Genomic DNA, 17,742 nt, shown 5'->3' on the forward strand with positions numbered 1-17,742 from the left:
TCCCCTGGGTGGGGTGCGGGCGTACCCGCCTGCCCGACGCCGGCGCGGTCCGCCGCTCCGACCCGTACGGGGACGACCTCCAACTGCTCCTGTACGTCCTGTACGAGCTGCACTACCGGGGCTTCGCGGGGGTGGACGAGCGCCTGGAATGGGATCCCGCGCTGCTCGGCGTGCGCGCGGCGGCCGAGGACGTCTTCCTGGACGCGCTGCGCCGCGACTGCGGCTCGGGCGGGAAGGACGTGGCGGAGGCGGTGGACGCGCTCCAGCTGGAACCCGTGGGGGACGACGGCCACAGCGTCAGCCACCACCTCCAGCGGGAGGGGGAACTGTGGCAGCTGCGCGAGTACGCTGCCGTCCGCTCCCTCTACCACCTCAAGGAAGCCGATCCGCACCTGTGGGTGGTGCCCAGGCTCCGGGGCCGGGCCAAGGCGGCGATGGTCGCCGTCGAGTTCGACGAATTCGGGGCGGGGCGGGCGGAGAACGTCCACGCACAGCTCTTCGCCGACCTGATGACCGACCTCGGCCTCGACGCCCGGTACGGCCGCTACCTCGACGCCGCGCCCGCCCAGGCGCTGGCCGTCGTCAACATGATGTCCCTGTTCGGCCTGCACCGGCGGCTGCGCGGCGCGCTCGTCGGGCACTTCGCCACCGTGGAGATCACCTCACCCCCCGGGTCGAGGCGGCTGGCCCGGGCCCTGCGCCGCGCGGGCGCGGGCCCCGCCGCCAGGCGGTTCTACGACGAGCACGTGGAAGCCGACGCGGTCCACGAACAGGTGGTGCGCCACGAGGTGATCGGCGGCCTGCTGGAGGACGAGCCCGAACTGGCGGTCGACGTCGTGCTGGGCATCGAGGTGACCGGACACCTGGAGGACCTCCTCGGGGACCACCTGTTGGCGGCGTGGCGTGAGGACCGCTCGGCCCTGCGTACACCTCTGGCACAGCCCTGAGAAGCGGCGCGACTGAGGGTATGCGCGTCGAGCGACGACGGCATGATCAAGACCCTGCGCATCCCCTGACCTGCCCGGGATCGGGCCGTCCGGGACCGTCAGGCGGCTCCCTGGAGCACGCCGTCGCGCACGCGCGCGCAGGACTGGCTGAGCAGCCGCGACACGTGCATCTGCGAGATGCCCAGCTGTTCGGCGATCCGGACCTGGGTCATGTCCCGGAAGTAGCGGAGGTACAGGATGGTCCGTTCCCGCTCCGAGAGCCCCCGCAGCCCCGGCTTGACGGCCTCGCGGTCGATGGCGACGTCCAGCGCCGCGTCGCAGGAGCCCAGCCGGTCGGCCAAGGGCGAGCCGCCCTCGGCGCCCGCGGGCTCGGCGTCCAGCGAGAGGGCGCTGTAGCTCTCCAGGGCCTCCAGACCGAGCAGCACGTCGTCCTCGCTGAGCCCGGTGGCGGCCGCGACCTCGGCGCAGGTCGGGGCCCTGCCGCCGATCTCCTGTGCCAGGTCGCGACGGGCCACCCGCACCCGGTTGCGCAGATCCTGGACCCGGCGGGGCACATGGACATCCCAGGTGTGGTCGCGGAAGTGCCGCTTGAGTTCGCCGGTGACGGTGGGTACGGCATAGGTCTCGAAGGCCTTGCCCCGCAGCGGGTCGAAGCGGTCCACCGCCTTGACGAGCCCCATAGCGGCCACCTGTCGCAGATCGTCCATGGATTCGCCGCGGTTACGGAAGCGGGTGGCGATCCGGTGGGCCATCGGGAGCCACGTGCAGATCGTCTCGTCGCGCAGCGCTTCCCGCTCCGGGCCCGGAGGAAGAGCCCGGAGCCGCTGGAACGCCTGGTCGGGCGACCGGGTCTCCGTGGCGTGGTCGGGATCGGGATCGGGGACGGCTGCGGCCTGCATAGGTGGTCACTCCTCGTCGGCGGTGGGGTCGGCTCGCCGCGGGATGATCACCGGGCCGGACGAAGACGCCGCCCGGAATCCCACGGGCGCACCTCTTGTCCGAAGCACAAAACAGCCCATACCCAGAGATATGGTTATTAAACGTGACCGGGTGTCGTATCAACGTGGGTGGCTGCCGCGTACACGTGCGTGGCTGTCGTGTGGATACGCGCGTGGCTGTCGGGCGCAGGCCGACGTCTCCGGTCCGCGCGTCAGCCGGGGCCCGGGCCCGGCCCGAAAGGGCTGTCTTCGAGGTGGTCGAGCAGATCGGCGACGTCCCGGTAGACCGCTTCCGCTCCCGCCCGCTCCAGGTCGGCGCGCGGGATGCCGCCCGACAGGAGGGCCACCGCGCGCACCCCGGCCCGGGTCGCCGCCTCCATGTCCCACACCGTGTCGCCCACGAACACCGCCTGCTCCGGGGTGACGCCGGCCAGTCGGCAGGCCAGCTCCACGGGCTCGGCGGAGGGCTTGCCCCGGTCGACGTCGTCCGAGCTCGCCGTGTCCTGGATCGCCTCGTCCGCGTCCACCGCCCGCCGCAGCGCTGCCAGCTCCGCCCCGCTCGCCGAAGTGGCGAGGACGACCCGCCAGTCGCGTCCGGCCAGCGTGCGCAGCAGTTCGCCCGCGCCCCGGAAGGCCGGGAGGCGGTCGAAGTACGTCGCGTAGAGCACGGTGTGCGCGGAGCTGATGGACTCGTCCTGCTCGGTGTCCCGGTCGGCCCCCAGCAGCCGCTCGATCAGATCACCGGAGCCGAGCCCGACCGCCCGGTGGATGTCCGGCATCGGCACGGTGTGCCCGGCCTGCCGGAACGCCTCCCACCAGGCCACCACATGGAGGTGGTTGGTGTCCGTGAGTGTGCCGTCCACATCGAAGACCGCCGCGCCCGCCATGCTCACCCGTTCCTCGCCGCTCACTCGCTGCCCCCGCCGTCAGGCTTCGCGCCCCTGGATGTCCGCCTCGTCCGTGACATGCACGGCCGCTCCCTCGGCCGAGGCCGCGCCGCCGTCGATGCCCACGTCCTCGGCGAACACGTCGTTCTCCCGTCCGGTCGCGTCGTCCGCCGCACTGAGCCGGCCTGCCCGGGGCTCGACGGTGGACCCTTCCCGGGGTTCCCCGTCGCCCTCGGCGAGGTCGCCGATGCCGTCGCCGGCGGGCGGCTCCACATCGTCGACCTCCTGGGCGAGCCGCTGGTCCAGGGACTCGCCGCGCTGCTCCTCCGCCGCCGTCGTGCCGAACTTCGTGACACCGAGGGGGCGTTCGGGAGGGGAGTAGCCCTCTTCCATCTGGTCGTCCAGATCCCGTTCGCCGAGCGTGTTCTCCAGGTCGAGCTCGTCGTTCGGCGGAATCCGGCCGTCGTCGTCCTGCGGCTGGTACACATCGTCGCCGCGTGCGTCTGCGGGCATGTCCTGCTCCTCCGTCGTGCGGGCGGCCTGCCCCGGATGCTGCCCGGGGCGGCGGGCGTCAGCGTCCGAGGGCCTTGCGGAGCTGTTCCTTGCTCATGGCGGAGCGTCCGTCGATGTTCTTCTTCCTGGCCTCCGCGTAGAGCTGGTCCTTCGTCGGACCCTGCGCGCCCTTGTGGGAGCGTTCGCCGCCCCGTTCGTAGGCGGACTTCTTGTCCTGCGTCGACGTCCTGCTCGCCGTCCTCGACTCGCCGGACCGGGCGCGCTGCTTGTTGACGGTCCGAGCGGCGATCTCCTTCGCCCGGCCCGTCGACGCGCCCTGCTCCTCCTGGCTCTCCTTGATGTGCTCGTACTGCCGCTCACGCTTCTTGTTGGATCCAGCCGGCATGACGTGCTCCTCACTCCGTCTCAGGGGGCGTCGGGCCCGGAACCGTCACCCGGCGCGGCGACGCCCCCCTTGCCCTCGGGGGACGCCCACCGCGTTTCCCGTACGGATCCCACTAAACAACGCACACCGGAACATCGCCCCTGGAGGCGGGAGAAGGAGTGGCTTCCCTGAAGTCCCGAAGTCCCGAAGTCCCGAAGTCCTGAAGTCCGGAAGCCGGCGGACGGCGCCGATGGCTGCTTTCCCAACCGGTCGGCGCCTGAGCTCCGCGTACGCCGGATAACCTGATGCTGGAGTAACCCCCGCAGCCGAGGCCAAACATTCCCCAAGGCGGCGTTCGCCCGTACGTCCCCGCCCTCAGGTCACGGACGCGGACGCAGGCCGGGGCCGGCGGTCGGAGGGGCGCCGGAGACGCTGCCGACCAACTGGGCGCACAGGTCGCGGAGCTTCACGTTGCGGTGCTGCGACGCGGTGCGCAGGGTCTGGAGCGCCTCCTCGGAGCTGCACCGACGCTGGTTCATGACGATGCCGGCCGCCTGGTCGATCACGGCGCGCGACTGGAGGGCGGCTTCCAGGTCGGCGTTGAAGGTCCGGGTGTCGGAGAGCCGCTGGGCGAGCGCGACGGCCCCCGTCGCCTGGGCGGCGAGGGAGCGCAAGCCGCTCAGATCGGCGTCCGCGAAGCCGTTCTCCTTGGGCGAGTACAGATTCAGGGCGCCCGCCGTGTGGGAGTGCGCCGCGATCGGCAGCGACAGCGACGACCGGGTTCCGGAGGCGACCGCGAAGGCGGGGTAGCCGTTCCACCGGTCCTCCTCGCGCATGTCGCCGACGCTGACCTCGTGTCCCTCGCGCAGGGCTTCCAGACAGGGGCCGTCGTCCTGCCCGTACTGCGCCTCGTCCAGCGGCGGTGCGCTGATGCCCGCGCTGGCCACGGTCAGGGGGCGGTTCTGACGCTCCAGGGTGACCCCGCAACCATCGGCCGTGGGGGACATGCGCAGGGCGCTCCCGGCCAGCGCCCGGAGGAAGTCGTCCAGCGTGTCGGTGTCCAGCAGGAGGGAGACGAGGTCGGGCGGACCCGGAGTGAGCACTCCGTCGTCGGTCATGGTCGCTCCTTTCCGGGCCTGAACCCTGTGCACCAGCATCGCACCATACGCGTTGGAGCGCGGTGCCCTTCCGGCTGCGGCCCCGCCACGAGCCTCCGGGTGCGCGTCTTGTTCCGCGCCTGTGCCCGCGGCAGGTGTCGAGCGCCGAAGTCTGGGTATACGCGCGATACGCAGGTCAGGAAGCGGCCGCGCACTCAGCCCTGCTTCCCTGGAGTGACCGTGTTCCTGCTCAGTTATCACCTCGATGCCACGCACCTGGTAGTAGAACTGGGTGAGACGATCGACCTCGACAACGAGTCGGAGGTCGAGCGCGAGATCATCCGGCTATTGCCGTGCTGCGGGCCCCGGGCGCTCATCGTGGACATCCGCACCCCCCTGCTGACCCCCCGGGCCCTGGGGCTGCTCCTGCGGGTGCGGGGCCTGTCCGAGGAGCGTGGGGCCTCGATGGCGGTGGTGGCCGGGCACGACACGGCCCGCGAGGTGCTGAGCGCCGCCGGCCTCCACCGCGTCCTGCGGGTCGCCTCCACGCTCCCGGGCGCGGCGCTGCGCAGCCGGGGGTGCGGGCCGGGGCCCGAGGCGCCCTGGAACGGGAAGCCCGGCGAACGGCGGAGTGCCCTGCCTGCCGCCCGGGCCGCGAGGGGGCCGCTCGGCCCGTACGCAGACACCTCCCGCCCCCGCTTCCCGGGGGAACACTGACCGGGGAGCACTGACAGGGGCCGACGTCGCGGGCGGAGCCTTCGGCGAGCGCGGTTTCCGTCGTGCCGGGGCGTTTTCGGGACGTGCCGGCCCGGCTTCCCGATGCCGGGCCGACCGCGCCGGGCGATGAGGGCATAATGAAGGGCTGGAGGTCAGGAAACGGCCCTTGTGAATTCTTCCTGCCTCCGTGGAGTGTCCTGTGAACCTCTGTCCTCGTCGCCGTGTCGCCCTCATGGCCTGGGCCATGCCCCCGGCCGTCGGCGCTTCCGGTGCCTCGCACACTCCTCCATGGCCGTCCAGTGCCCGGCCACCCGCGACGAGACACCACCCCGCGGGCGCCCCGCCGACGATCCTTCCCCCTGCGGGCGCCGGCGCGCCCGCCCTTCAGCGGCCGTCCCGCAGCGACGTCTGACCCCTCACCGCCCCACGCCCGGAGCCCGCTCGGCGCCGGTGCGTAGGTGGCGGCTGCCCCCTCCCTGCGGCCCGGACCGCGCCGCTCAGCTCTGCCCCGCCCTTTTCAGCGGCGGGACACCGCCCAGAACGAGATGATCATGACTGACAGGCCCGTGGCCGAGGCGCCGGACACGACCGCGCTGCTCCTGGATACGACGTCGCTGGACGAGTTCCTGCGCGCCCTCGCCCTTGGCGCCCTCGCCCTGGTGGAGGAGGCCGACGGCTGCGGCATCACGCTGGAGCGGCTGGGGCGTCCCGTCACCGTGTCCAGCGTGGGGGCCAGCGCCACGAAACTGGACGAGGCCCAGTACGGGCAGGACGACGGCCCCTGCCTCCAGGCGATGCGCACCGGCCGCGAGGTCAGTGTGCCGGACACCCTGCGGGAGAGCCGCTGGGCCGACTACCCGGCGTACGCGGCCGTCTGCGGCGCCCGCTCCTCGATGTCGCTGCCGATCGCCCCGCACAGCCACACGGCAGGGGCGCTCAACCTGTACGCGCCCGTCCCACACGCCTTCGACACGGCCGACCTGACGGCGTTGAGGCTGCTCACCGCGCAGGCCACCGGAGCCATCGCACTGGCCCAGCGCATCGCGGACACCGAGGAGTTCGCCGCGGACCTGGAGGCGGCCCTGCGCTCGCGCACCGTCATCGACCAGGCGATCGGCGTGGTCGTCGGGCAGCAACGCTGCACCCCGGAGAAGGCGTTCGACGTCCTGCGCACCGCATCGCAGCACCGCAACATCAAACTGCGCGAGCTCTGCGCCGAGTTGATCGCCAGCATCACCGGCGAGGTCCCGCCGGAGGGCCGCATCCGGCCCCGGGCCTGACACCCCGGTTCCGGGTGACGTCGTTTGAACACGCGCACACGGGTAGTCGGCGCAAGTCCTGCCGTCGAGCCGAAAGAAGAACCCGTGTCCCAGGGCCAGCGCAAGAACATCTTCATCATCGGACTGGACGAGGCGAACCTGCGAACGCTCGAGGCCGTTCCGGACGCCCGTCACCACCGTCTCCATCCCTTGCTCTCCGTCAAGGAGTTGCAGGAGGACGCGAACACCGTCGACGAACTGCTGACGCGCGCGCCGTACTCGACGCGCACGAGGGCGGAATCGACGCCATCGTCGGTTACGGGGACTTCCCGGTGAGCACCCTCGTCCCCCTCCTGAGCAAGGAGTACGGAACGACCAGCACCAGCCTCGAATCCGTCGTCAAGTGCGAGCACAAGTACTGGAGCCGGGTGGAACAGCGGAAGGTCATCGACGAGCACCCCCGTTTCGGCATGGTGGATCTGGAGAGCGACGATCCGCAGCCGCCGGAGGGCATGAGTTTCCCCATGTGGCTGAAGCCCGCGCTCGCCTACTCCTCCGAGCTTGCCTTCGGCGTCTCGGACATGGACGAATTCCGCCGAGCGGCTGGAGATCCTCGGCTCGCCCTCCGTCGACCTGGAGGTGTCGGCGTCCGCTCCGGTCGCCCAGGTCACCGCCAGGATCTCCGACGTCGCACCCGACGGCAGCGCCACGCGCGTGACGTACGGCGTACTGAACCTCACCCACCGCGAGAGCGACGAGTACCCGCAGCCACTGGAGCCCGGCGCGCGCTGCCACGTCCGCATCCCGCTGAACGGGGTCGCGCAGGCGTTCCCGCCCGGCCACCGTGTCCGGCTCTCCCTCTCGACCTCGTACTGGCCCCTGGTGTGGCCGGCTCCGGAACCCGTCCTGCTCACCGTCCACGAGGACGGCGGCGCGCTGACGCTGCCCGTACGCCCCACCGAGGAGCCGGACGGCATGCCCCCAGGCGGACTTCGGGGAACCGGAGGGGTGCCGACCGCCGCCCGTCACCCGGCTGACCGAGCCCGAGCGGGCCTGGAACGTGGCCAGGAGCCTGGTGGACTACCACTCGGCCCTCGACATCGTGAAGGACCGGGGGATGCAGCGCTATGAGGAGAACGGCATCGAGGTGGGGCTGCGGGCCTGCGAGAAGTACACCTCCGTGGCCGACGACTTCTCCTCCCTGACCGGCCGGTCCGCGTGGACCATGCGGTTCTCCAGGCCCGGTTGGGACGTCCGGGTCGAGACGAGCACCGTACTGACGTGGAACGCGGACGCGTTCACCGTCGACGCCACGCTGGACGCTTACGAAGACGGCCCCCGGGTCTTCTCCCGCACCTGGAACGAGACCGTTCCCCGGGAACTGGCCTGATGACCCGACACGGAGGATGAGCGCCGACGTGCAGATCACCACCGAGGGCGCGGTGTACGGATGCCTCGGCATCGGCGCCTTCCTCGCCGCAGTCCTGCCCCGGCTGCTCTCCCGGCTGCCGGTGTCCGTGCCGATCGTCTTCCTCGCCGCCGGGGTGTTCCTCTACCTGACACCGCTGCCGCTGCCGACGTTCGATCCGGTCGCCGACCGGATCTGGGTCCACCACCTGACCGAGCTCTGCGTGATCGTCTCGCTGATGGGAGCGGGTCTGGCCATCAACCGCCCCTTCGGGTGGCGGTCCTGGGCCTCGACCTGGCGGCTGCTCGGGCTGGCGATGCCGCTGACGATCGGGGTGACGGCGCTCGCCGCCTGGGGGCTGCTCGGCTGGCCGGTGTCCGTGGCGCTCCTGGTGGCCGCGGTTCTCGCGCCGACGGACCCCGTGCTCGCCTCCGAGGTGCGGGTGGGGGAGCCGTCCCCCGAGAAGGAGGACGAGGACGAGGTCCGCTTCGCGCTGACGAGCGAGGCCGGGCTCAACGACGGCCTCGCCTTCCCGTTCGTCCTCGCGGCCATCGCCCTTGCCGCCGCCGGGGAGAGCTGGACCGGGGGCTGGCTGGCGCACTGGGTCTGGAGCGACGTGCTCGTACGGATCTCGGTCGGCGTGGCGGCCGGTCTCGCCACCGGCCTCCTGCTGGGGCGGCTGCTCTTCCGGTCCCGCGCCAGGTCGCTGCGGCTCGCCGAACAGGGCGAGGGGTTCGTGGCTCTGGCGGCGACCTTCCTGTCCTACGGCGTCACCGAGGCCCTGCACGGCTACGGCTTTCTCGCGGTCTTCGCCACCGCGTGCGCTCTCCGCAGGTCGGAGCACAGCCACGGCTACCACCAGGTGATGCACTCCTTCGTCGAGCAGATCGAACGCCTGTTGATGGCCCTGCTCCTCTTCGGCGTGGGTGCCTTCCTGGCCTCGGGCGGTCTGGCCGCGCTCACCTGGAGGGGTGCGGCGGTCGGTGTGCTGCTGCACCTCCTCATTCGTCCGGCCTCCGGCTGGATCGCCCAGCTGCGAGGCCCCGGCCGCCCGAACGAGCGCACCGCCACCGCCTTCTTCGGGATCCGGGGCATCGGCTCGCTCTTCTATCTCGCCTACGCCTGCGGGGAGGGCGAATTCGGGTCGTACGAACGGGAGATGTGGGCGGTCGTCGTCTTCGCCGTCCTGATCTCCGTGGTGGTCCACGGGGTCGCGGCGGCCCCGGTGACCTCCTACCTCGACCGACGCTCGGCGCGCGGGCGTCGCTACGCGGGCTCCGGGACTTGTCTATGCAACGAGTTGCATAGAAGGATCGCGGTATGGCCCTCGACCACGCGATCCTCGTCTCCCTGCTGGAGCGGCCCGGCTCCGGCTATGAGCTGGCCCGGCGGTTCGAGCGGTCCATCGGGTACTTCTGGACCGCCACCCACCAGCAGATCTACCGCGTGCTCGGCCGCATGGTCACCGACGGCCTGCTCCTGGTCCGCGAGGTGGAGCAGCAGGGCCGGCCGGACAAGAAGGAATACTCCGTCACCGGGCCCGGCCGCGCCGCCCTCGCCGCATGGCTGCACAAGCCGATCGAGCCCGAGAGCCTGCGGCACGACCTCGCCGTGAAGATCCGGGGCGCGGCCTTCGACGACCCGGCCGCCCTGATCGACGAGGTCGAGCGCCACCGCCAGGTGCACCGCGACCGGCTCGCGCACTACCTCGCCGGCGAGTTGCGCGACTTCACCGGGCCCGAAGCCCCCGCGCCGCAGGACGCCGGCCAGGAGCTCCAGCACGTCGTGCTGCGGGGCGGTATCGCGTACGAGCGCATGACGATCGCCTGGCTCGACGACGTACTCACCACGCTCCACCGGCTCGAAGCCGCGGGCCCCGGCGCCTGAACGGCGCGCCGCCCGCCACCTCCGTACCACCGACGAAACCCTCACGCCCACAAACCCGCACCCCGCGAACCCTCACCTCCCGGAAGGCACCCGCCATGGCCGACTCCGCGTCGCTCCTGTTCAACCCGCGCACCTACGACCCCGAGCACTTCGACCCGGAGACCCGCAGGCTGCTCCGCGCCACGGTCGACTGGTTCGAGGCGCGCGGCAAGCGCCGGCTGATCGAGGACTACCGCTCCCGCGCCTGGCTCGGCGACTTCCTCGGCTTCGCCGCGAAGGAGGGCCTGTTCGCCACCTTCCTCACCCCGGCCTCCGCGGCCAAGGAGCAGGACCAGCGCTGGGACACCGCCCGGATCGCCGCCCTCAACGAGATCTTCGGGTTCTACGGGCTCGACTACTGGTACTCCTGGCAGGTGACCATCCTCGGCCTCGGCCCGGTCTGGCAGAGCGACAACGCCGACGCCCGCGACCGTGCGGCCGAACTCCTCTCCCAGGGTGAGGTGTTCGCCTTCGGCCTCTCCGAGAAGACCCACGGCGCGGACATCTACTCCACCGACATGCTGCTGGAGCCGACCGGTGACGGCGGCTTCCTCGCCTCCGGCTCCAAGTACTACATCGGCAACGGCAACGCCGCCGGTCTCGTCTCCGTCTTCGGCCGGCGCACCGACGTCGAGGGCCCCGACGGCTATGTCTTCTTCGCCGCCGACAGCCGCCACGAGGCGTACCAGCTCGTGAAGAACGTCGTCGACTCCTCCAAGTACGTCAGTGAGTTCCGCCTCGCCGACTACCCGGTGGCCCCTGCCGACATCCTGCACACCGGCCGCGCCGCCTTCGACGCCGCGCTCAACACCGTCAACGTCGGCAAGTTCAACCTCTGCACCGCCTCCATCGGCATCTGCGAGCACGCGATGTACGAGGCGGTCGCCCACGCGAGCAACCGCATCCTCTACGGCCGCCCGGTCACCGCCTTCCCGCACGTGCGCCGTGAGCTGACCGACGCCTACGTCCGGCTCGTCGGGATGAAGCTGTTCAGCGACCGCGCCGTCGACTACTTCCGCTCCGCCGGACCCGACGACCGCCGCTACCTCCTCTTCAACCCGATGACGAAGATGAAGGTGACCACGGAGGGCGAGAAGGTCATCGACCTCATGTGGGACGTCATCGCCGCCAAGGGGTTCGAGAAGGACAACTACTTCGCCCAGGCCGCCATCGAGATCCGGGGCCTGCCGAAGCTGGAGGGCACGGTCCACGTGAACCTCGCGCTGATCCTGAAGTTCATGCACAACCACCTGCTGAACCCGGTCGACTACCCGGCCGTCCCGACCCGCCTCGACGCCGCCGACGACGCGTTCCTCTTCCAGCAGGGACCGGCGCGGGGCCTCGGCTCCGTACGCTTCCACGACTGGCGCACCGCGTTCGACGCGTACGCCGAGGTGCCGAACGTCGCCCGCTTCCGCGAGCAGGCGGACGCCCTGTGCACCTTCGTCGAGACGGCCGCCCCCGACGAGGAGCAGAGCCGCGACCTCGACCTCCTCCTCGCCGTAGGCCAGCTCTTCGCCCTCGTCGTCCACGGCCAGCTGATCCTGGAGCAGGCCCGGCTCACCGGCCTGGACGAGGACCTGCTGGACGAGCTGTTCGCCGTGCTCGTCCGCGACTTCTCCGCGCACGCCGTCGAGCTGCACGGCAAGGACTCCGCCACCGGGGACCAGCAGAACTGGGCGCTGGGCGCGGTCCGCCGTCCCGTCGTCGACGCGGCCCGTTCGGCGCGGATCTGGGAGCGCGTGGAGGCGCTGTCGGGGGCGTACGAGATGGCGCAGTAGGCCGGCCTCCGGACGGGGCGGCACCGGGGGGCCGCTCCGTTTGCGGGGTGGTGGACATCGCGTTTGAGTGGGAGGGCCCCCTCGCCCTCCCTGGAGCAGACATGTCGATGGCGTTCGGTTCACCCCTCGGTCCGTCCGATCCGTTCAGTGACCTGCTGAACCGGTTCTTCGGTATGTCGCCCGCCTCCTCGCCCCCCGCGATGCAGCGCGTCCCGATCGGGCGGCTGCTGACGGAGTCCTCCCACGAGCTGCTGGGCCGGGCGACGAGCAAGGCGGCCGAGGACGGCACCGCGGACCTCGACACCGAGCATCTGCTGTGGGCGGCGACCCAGGTCGAACCCTCGCGCGGGCTGCTGTCCCGCGCGGGAGTCGACCCCGACGCGCTCGCCGCGCAACTCGACGGGGTGCTGCCCCGGGAGTCCGCCGAGCCGTCCGCCGAACCCGGGCTCACCCCGGCGGCCAAGCGGACCCTCACCGCCGCCTACGCCCGCTCGCAGGCGGCCGGGGTGTCCTACATCGGGCCCGAGCACATCCTCGGCGCGCTCATCGACGACGCGGACTCCGGGGCCGGGCGGTTCCTGGGGTCGGACGATCTCGATGTGGGCAAGCTGCGCGGCGCGGCTGACCGGGCGGCGGGCCCGGACGGGGCTCCCGGCGGGGCCAAGCAGCCCGCGACCACTCTGGACGAGTTCGGCCGGGACCTCACGGAGGAGGCGAAGGCCGGGAAGCTCGACCCCGTGGTCGGGCGGGCCGAGGAGATCGAGCAGACCATCGAGATCCTCTCGCGGCGCTCCAAGAACAACCCCGTCCTCATCGGCGAGCCCGGCGTCGGCAAGACCGCCATCGTCGAGGGCCTGGCCCAGAGCATCGTCGCGGGCGAGGTCCCCGACACCCTCAAGGACAAACGGGTCGTCTCACTCGACCTGTCCGGCATGGTCGCCGGGGCCCAGTACCGGGGCCAGTTCGAGGAGCGGCTGAAGAAGGTCATCGAGGACGTGCAGAAGGCTGAGGGGGAGATCATCCTCTTCATCGACGAACTCCACACCGTCGTCGGCGCGGGCGCCACGGGCGAGGGCTCCATGGACGCGGGCAACATGCTCAAGCCCGCCCTCGCCCGCGGCGAACTGCACGTCGTCGGCGCGACGACGATCGACGAGTACCGCAAGCACATCGAGAAGGACGCCGCCCTGGAGCGCCGCTTCCAGCCCGTCCTGATTCCGGAGCCCACCGTCGAGGAGACCGTACAGATCCTCGAAGGGCTGCGGGACGCCTACGAGGCCCACCACCAGGTCCGCTTCGCCGACGGGGCCCTCACGGCGGCCGCCGAGCTGTCCGACCGCTACATCAGCGACCGCTTCCTGCCCGACAAGGCCATCGACCTCATGGACCAGGCCGGGGCCCGCGTACGGCTGCGCAGCGCCAACCGCTCCACCGAGGTCGTCAGCCGCGAGGACCGCCTCGCCAAACTGCGGCGCGAGAAGGACGAGGCCGTCGCCGGCGAGGAGTTCGAGAAGGCGTCCGGGCTGAAGCAGCAGATCGCCGAGGTGGAGGGCGAACTCGCCGGGATCGAGGAGCGCCGCGAGGGCGTCGTCTCGGTCACCGCCTCCGACATCGCCGACATCGTCTCCCGCCGCACCGGCATCCCCGTCTCCCAACTCACGGCCGGCGAGAAGGAGAAGCTCCTCAAGCTGGAGGAGGAGATGCACGCCCGGATCGTCGGCCAGGACGAGGCCGTCACCGCGGTCTCCGAAGCCGTACGCCGCAACCGCGCCGGCATGGGCGACCCGAACCGGCCCGTCGGCTCGTTCCTCTTCCTCGGCCCCACCGGCGTCGGCAAGACGGAGCTGGCCAAGACCCTCGCCGAGCTGCTGTTCGGCCAGGACGACCGCATGATCCGCTTCGACATGAGCGAGTTCCAGGAGAAGCACACGGTCGCCCGGCTCGTCGGAGCCCCTCCGGGATACGTCGGTTACGACGAGGCCGGCCAGCTCACCGAGAAGGTGCGGCGCAACCCTTACAGCGTCGTCCTGTTCGACGAGGTCGAGAAGGCGCACCCCGACGTCTTCAACACGCTGCTCCAGATCCTCGACGACGGCCGCCTCACCGACGGACAGGGTCGCACCGTCGACTTCCGGCACTGCGTGGTCATCATGACGTCCAACATCGGCGCCCACCGCATCCTCGCCCACGAGGGCGATGCCGCCGAGCTCAAGGACGAGCTGATGGAGGACCTGCGCGGCCGGTTCCTGCCCGAGTTCCTCAACCGCATCGACGACATCATCGTCTTCCACAGCCTCACCGAGGACGACCTGTCCGAGATCGTCGACCACCTCCTGGACCGCAGCAAGCACCGGGTCCACGCCCAGGGCATGACCCTGGAGGTCACCGAGGCGGCGAAGAAACTCCTGGTCGCCCACGGCTACCAGCCGGAGTTCGGCGCGCGTCCGCTGCGCCGCACGATCCAGACCGAACTGGACAACCGCGTCGCCTCCCTGCTGCTCGGCGGCGAAGCCGACCCCGGGGACACGATCGTCGCCGACGTGGTCGACGACTCCCTGCACTGCTCCATCCGCAAGGGCGACGGGACCGGAGAGACCCCCGCCGCCGACACCGCAGACGGCAAGGAGTGAGTGACTGATGTCCCATCACCACCACAAGTCGAACGAAGAGGTCGAGGGCGACCCCGACACCGGCCACAGCCGCGGGTTGCCCCGCCGCCCGGAAGAAAAGCGGCTCGACGAGCGCCTGGAGGAGGACCGCGAGGAAATGAGCCTCTCTCCGGACAGGAAGAACCGGGAGAAGGAGACCGACTAGGGCCGGGGGGACGGCCCGGCCGCGGAACCCGGCCGGGCCGTTCCCACTGACCCACTGCTCAGGCGCCCGGCACCACCGTGATTTTGACGTGTTTCATGATCGGCGGCTGGTCGCTCTCGGGGTGCTGTAGTTGCCGGACTGCGGGCGGGATGACCCGCGCATACGCTGACATGGTCCGGCCCCCGGCTGCGGGGAACACCTCGCGGAGGAGGGCTCAGGCTCCTCGGGCAGCCAGGTGAGGCCCCTCATGAACCACATGAACACCTACCGTCGGTTCCTGCTCCCCGCCGTTCCCCGGCTCGCGGGCTCCGTCCTGGTCGGAGCCGCCGTCGGCGGGCTGGTCGGCGTCCTCCTCACCAACGTGCCGCTGGGCTTCCTCGTCGGCATAGCCCTCTCCCAGGCCGTCTTCGTCGTCACGGGATGGCTCGTTCTGTGGCCGATGGACGCCACCGCGACCCACGACAACGCCCTGCGCGAGGAGTTCCGGCCGCTCGCCGAGGAACTCGTCGTCGTCACGGCCGCCCTGTCCGGTCTGGTCGGCATCGTGCTGTTGCTGCTGATCGGCGACTCGGACCTGAGCCACACGGCGGCCGCCCTGGCGCTCGGGGGCGTGTTCATGTCCTGGGCGGCGCTCCACCTGATGTATGCGGCCCGCTACGCGTACATCTACCACCAGACGCCCGGCGGCGGGATCGACTTCAACACGAAGGAGCCGCCGCGCTACATCGACTTCCTCTACTTCAGCTACAACCTGGGCATGACGTACCAGGTCTCCGACAACAACGTCTCCACCTCCAGGATCCGCGCCGTCGCCCTCCGCCACTGCCTGCTGTCGTACGTCTTCGGCGCCAGCATCCTGGCCACAACGATCAACCTGGTCGCCGGCATCGTCACCGGCTGAGGGGCCGATGCCCCTTGGCAACGGGGGCCGGATCAGCAGTCCGGGAGGGTCAGCCGCCGGGTGACGCGCAGCGCCGACTCCAGCAGTTGCGCCCTGACCTCGGTGGTCCGGTACATCCGGTCCGACCGGAACGAGATGCCGATCGAACCGACCTGGTCACCGCTGTACACGGGGACCGCCGCACACGTCGTGCCCCGGGAGTATTCCCCCCGGTCCAGCGAGAGCGGGCCCGAGGGGGCCGCGTCGAGCTGCCGCAGCAGCTCCTCCCGGTGCGTGATGGTGCGGGGGGTGAGGTCGGCCAGGGTGTGCCGGGAGAGGTAGTTGGCGCGCGCCTCCTCGTCCAGCTCGCGCAGCACGCTCTTCCCGAGCGCGGTGGCGTGCCCGGCCTCCTGGAAGCTCACCCAGACGTCCACCCGTGGGGTACGCGGGCTGTCGACGATCTCCAGGACCCGGATCTCGCCCTCGTCGTAGAGCGTCAGGTAGGCGGCGGCGGACAGGCTGTCGCGCAGCGAGGAGAGCAGGGGCCGGATGCGCTCCTGCAGCGCCAGGCCGTCGGCGGCGGCTCGCAGGCGGGGATCCCGCTCGCGGAGGGTGAACGCGCCGTCGTCCAGCTCGTCCAGATAGCCGTCCCGGGCGAGCTCGTGCAACAGCCGCCGGGCGGTGACCTCCGGCAGTCCGGCGTCGTGGGCCAGCTGAGGCACGGAGGCGCCGGCCGGGTGCGCTCCGGCGGCCTCCAGCAACCGGAGGTCCTGCCGAACGGACACGGTGGGCTCGCGGCCGGGCTGGTCACCCATGGGACCAGGATGGACCCGGTGCCGGGGTGCGGCAAGGCCGCTCTCCTCCGGGCGGACGGACAGCGCCCGGCCCGGTGTGCGGGACCTCGTGAACCTTCATGAATTGCGCAATAGATAAACTGTTTCCATGGACAGGATGGACTGGACGGACAGGAACGGCACGGCCCGCTGGGAATCCGCGGTGCTCGACGGAGGTCCGGCCGACGGGCTGCGCACGAGGGTCGCCGACCGGCCGCACACACTGCAGGTGACCCGCCCCTGCCCGCCGGACGGCCCCGCCGGGCCCGACGACCCCGATGGGGACGTGCGGGTATCGGCGCTGTACGTCTACCGCCGTGATCCCCGTACGGACCGGGCGCCGCTGCGGTACACCTTCGATGTGGCCAGCCCCTGACCCGCCCCCGCATTCGATACGCTCTCGTCTGATCTTCGGGGCACGTGCGGGCTCCGGACTGCCGTGACCAGGGGGACCTTATGAGCAGCGCACCTTCGACCGGTCCGTTCCAGCCACTCAAGGCCGACGACCCGACCGTGGTGGGGGGTTACCGGCTGGCCGCCGTGCTGGGCGCGGGCGGCATGGGCAAGGTGTACCTGTCGTACACGCCCGGTGGGCGGCCGCTCGCGATCAAGGTGATCCGGGCCGAGTTCAGCGAGGATCCGCAGTTCCGGCGGCGTTTCCAGCAGGAGGTGCGGTCCGCGCAGCGCGTGCAGGGCCTGTACACGGCCCCGGTGATCGACTCGGACACCGAGGGCCCGCAGCCCTGGCTGGCGACGGCCTATGTACCGGGTCCTTCGCTCGCGCACGCGGTGGCCCGGCACGGCGGACTGCCGTTGCGCAGTGTGCTGTTGCTGACGGTCGGGGTGGCCGAGGCGCTCGGCGTCATCCACGGGGCGGGCATCGTCCACCGCGATCTGAAGCCCGCGAACGTCCTGCTCGCCGACGACGGCCCGCGCGTCATCGACTTCGGCATCGCCCGGGCCGCCGACACGACTGCCCTGACCGGTACGGGTGTCAGCGTCGGCACTCCGGCGTTCATGTCGCCGGAACAGGCGGCGGTCGGCACGGTCACCCCGGCCACCGACGTCTTCGCCCTGGGTCAGATCGCCGCCTACGCCGCGATCGGCGCGCCCGCGTTCGGCGACGGGCCCTCGCACGCGGTGCTCTACCGGATCGTCCACGAGGACCCCGACCTCAGCCGGCTGCCCGACGAACTCCGCCCCCTGGTCACCCGCTGCCTCAGCCGCGACCCGGCCGACCGTCCGGCCCTGGCCGACATCATCCGGATGTGCCACGAGATCTCACCCGAACCCCTGCGCCAGGGCGAGGGCTGGCTCCCGCGAGCCGTCGCCGGGTCGATCACCGAGCGGCTGCGGATGCCCGCCCCCGCGCCCACGC

Annotated in this window: 16 protein-coding genes and 3 pseudogenes; 13 read left to right on the forward strand and 6 right to left on the reverse strand. The window is 71.3% G+C overall.

Translation table 11 applies throughout. The annotated features are described in order from the left end of the window. Window positions 1-8 precede the first annotated feature (8 nt). Window positions 9-947, forward strand: a complete 939-nt coding sequence (locus JS521_RS07310) for an iron-containing redox enzyme family protein (protein ID WP_307847801.1) — start codon at window positions 9-11, stop codon at window positions 945-947. Between the two features lie 98 nt (window positions 948-1,045). Here the strand turns inward: JS521_RS07310 and JS521_RS07315 are convergent, their stop codons facing one another. From JS521_RS07315 to JS521_RS07335, 5 genes are all read right to left on the reverse strand, one after another. Then, window positions 1,046-1,846, reverse strand: a complete 801-nt coding sequence (locus tag JS521_RS07315; protein WP_205081906.1) for a SigB/SigF/SigG family RNA polymerase sigma factor — start codon at window positions 1,844-1,846, stop codon at window positions 1,046-1,048. Between the two features lie 251 nt (window positions 1,847-2,097). Then, entirely contained in the window at window positions 2,098-2,772 is a 675-nt protein-coding gene (locus JS521_RS07320) for an HAD family hydrolase (RefSeq protein WP_205081920.1), read from the reverse strand. A gap of 39 nt (window positions 2,773-2,811) precedes the next feature. Further along, window positions 2,812-3,285, reverse strand: coding sequence for a DUF5709 domain-containing protein (locus JS521_RS07325; protein ID WP_205081907.1), 474 nt, complete (start codon window positions 3,283-3,285; stop codon window positions 2,812-2,814). A gap of 58 nt (window positions 3,286-3,343) precedes the next feature. After that, on the reverse strand, window positions 3,344-3,670 hold the full coding sequence (locus tag JS521_RS07330; protein WP_205081908.1) for a plasmid stabilization protein: 327 nt from the start codon (window positions 3,668-3,670) through the stop codon (window positions 3,344-3,346). A 359-nt stretch (window positions 3,671-4,029) separates the two neighbouring features. Further along, on the reverse strand, window positions 4,030-4,767 hold the full coding sequence (locus tag JS521_RS07335) for a GAF and ANTAR domain-containing protein (protein WP_205081909.1): 738 nt from the start codon (window positions 4,765-4,767) through the stop codon (window positions 4,030-4,032). Between the two features lie 219 nt (window positions 4,768-4,986). Here JS521_RS07335 and JS521_RS07340 point away from each other — a divergent pair, with 219 nt between their 5' ends. From JS521_RS07340 to JS521_RS07385, 10 genes and pseudogenes are all read left to right on the forward strand, one after another. Then, window positions 4,987-5,463, forward strand: coding sequence for an STAS domain-containing protein (locus JS521_RS07340; protein WP_205081910.1), 477 nt, complete (start codon window positions 4,987-4,989; stop codon window positions 5,461-5,463). A 551-nt stretch (window positions 5,464-6,014) separates the two neighbouring features. After that, window positions 6,015-6,743, forward strand: coding sequence for a GAF and ANTAR domain-containing protein (locus tag JS521_RS07345; RefSeq protein ID WP_372448562.1), 729 nt, complete (start codon window positions 6,015-6,017; stop codon window positions 6,741-6,743). A gap of 84 nt (window positions 6,744-6,827) precedes the next feature. After that, window positions 6,828-7,360, forward strand: a pseudogene (locus JS521_RS07350) (ATP-grasp domain-containing protein); the annotation flags it as partial. After that, a pseudogene (locus tag JS521_RS07355) lies at window positions 7,275-8,112 on the forward strand (CocE/NonD family hydrolase C-terminal non-catalytic domain-containing protein); the annotation flags it as partial. The pseudogenes JS521_RS07350 and JS521_RS07355, both read left to right, overlap by 86 nt. A gap of 16 nt (window positions 8,113-8,128) precedes the next feature. Continuing rightward, window positions 8,129-9,388 (forward strand): annotated as a pseudogene (locus JS521_RS07360) (cation:proton antiporter); the annotation flags it as partial. 62 nt (window positions 9,389-9,450) lie between these two features. After that, window positions 9,451-10,017 (forward strand): PadR family transcriptional regulator, encoded by a 567-nt coding sequence (locus JS521_RS07365; protein ID WP_205081912.1) that lies wholly within the window; start codon window positions 9,451-9,453, stop codon window positions 10,015-10,017. A gap of 95 nt (window positions 10,018-10,112) precedes the next feature. Beyond that, window positions 10,113-11,837: an acyl-CoA dehydrogenase family protein gene (locus JS521_RS07370; RefSeq protein WP_205081913.1), complete on the forward strand. Its 1,725-nt coding sequence runs from the start codon at window positions 10,113-10,115 to the stop codon at window positions 11,835-11,837. Window positions 11,838-11,938: 101 nt separating this feature from the next. Continuing rightward, window positions 11,939-14,467: an ATP-dependent Clp protease ATP-binding subunit gene (locus JS521_RS07375; protein ID WP_205081914.1), complete on the forward strand. Its 2,529-nt coding sequence runs from the start codon at window positions 11,939-11,941 to the stop codon at window positions 14,465-14,467. Window positions 14,468-14,474: 7 nt separating this feature from the next. Continuing rightward, window positions 14,475-14,651, forward strand: coding sequence for a hypothetical protein (locus JS521_RS07380; protein WP_205081915.1), 177 nt, complete (start codon window positions 14,475-14,477; stop codon window positions 14,649-14,651). Between the two features lie 256 nt (window positions 14,652-14,907). Beyond that, window positions 14,908-15,552 (forward strand): DUF1345 domain-containing protein, encoded by a 645-nt coding sequence (locus tag JS521_RS07385; RefSeq protein WP_205081916.1) that lies wholly within the window; start codon window positions 14,908-14,910, stop codon window positions 15,550-15,552. A gap of 32 nt (window positions 15,553-15,584) precedes the next feature. Here the strand turns inward: JS521_RS07385 and JS521_RS07390 are convergent, their stop codons facing one another. After that, window positions 15,585-16,346 (reverse strand): IclR family transcriptional regulator, encoded by a 762-nt coding sequence (locus tag JS521_RS07390; protein ID WP_205081917.1) that lies wholly within the window; start codon window positions 16,344-16,346, stop codon window positions 15,585-15,587. Between the two features lie 127 nt (window positions 16,347-16,473). Here JS521_RS07390 and JS521_RS07395 point away from each other — a divergent pair, with 127 nt between their 5' ends. Both JS521_RS07395 and JS521_RS07400 read left to right on the forward strand, forming a co-directional pair. After that, window positions 16,474-16,740, forward strand: coding sequence for a hypothetical protein (locus JS521_RS07395; RefSeq protein WP_239486902.1), 267 nt, complete (start codon window positions 16,474-16,476; stop codon window positions 16,738-16,740). Between the two features lie 80 nt (window positions 16,741-16,820). Continuing rightward, the coding region (locus JS521_RS07400) for a serine/threonine-protein kinase (RefSeq protein ID WP_205081918.1) at window positions 16,821-17,742 on the forward strand (922 nt) is incomplete at its 3' end.

The organism is Streptomyces durocortorensis (assembly GCF_016901035.1).
GTDB classification, from domain to species: domain Bacteria; phylum Actinomycetota; class Actinomycetes; order Streptomycetales; family Streptomycetaceae; genus Streptomyces; species Streptomyces durocortorensis.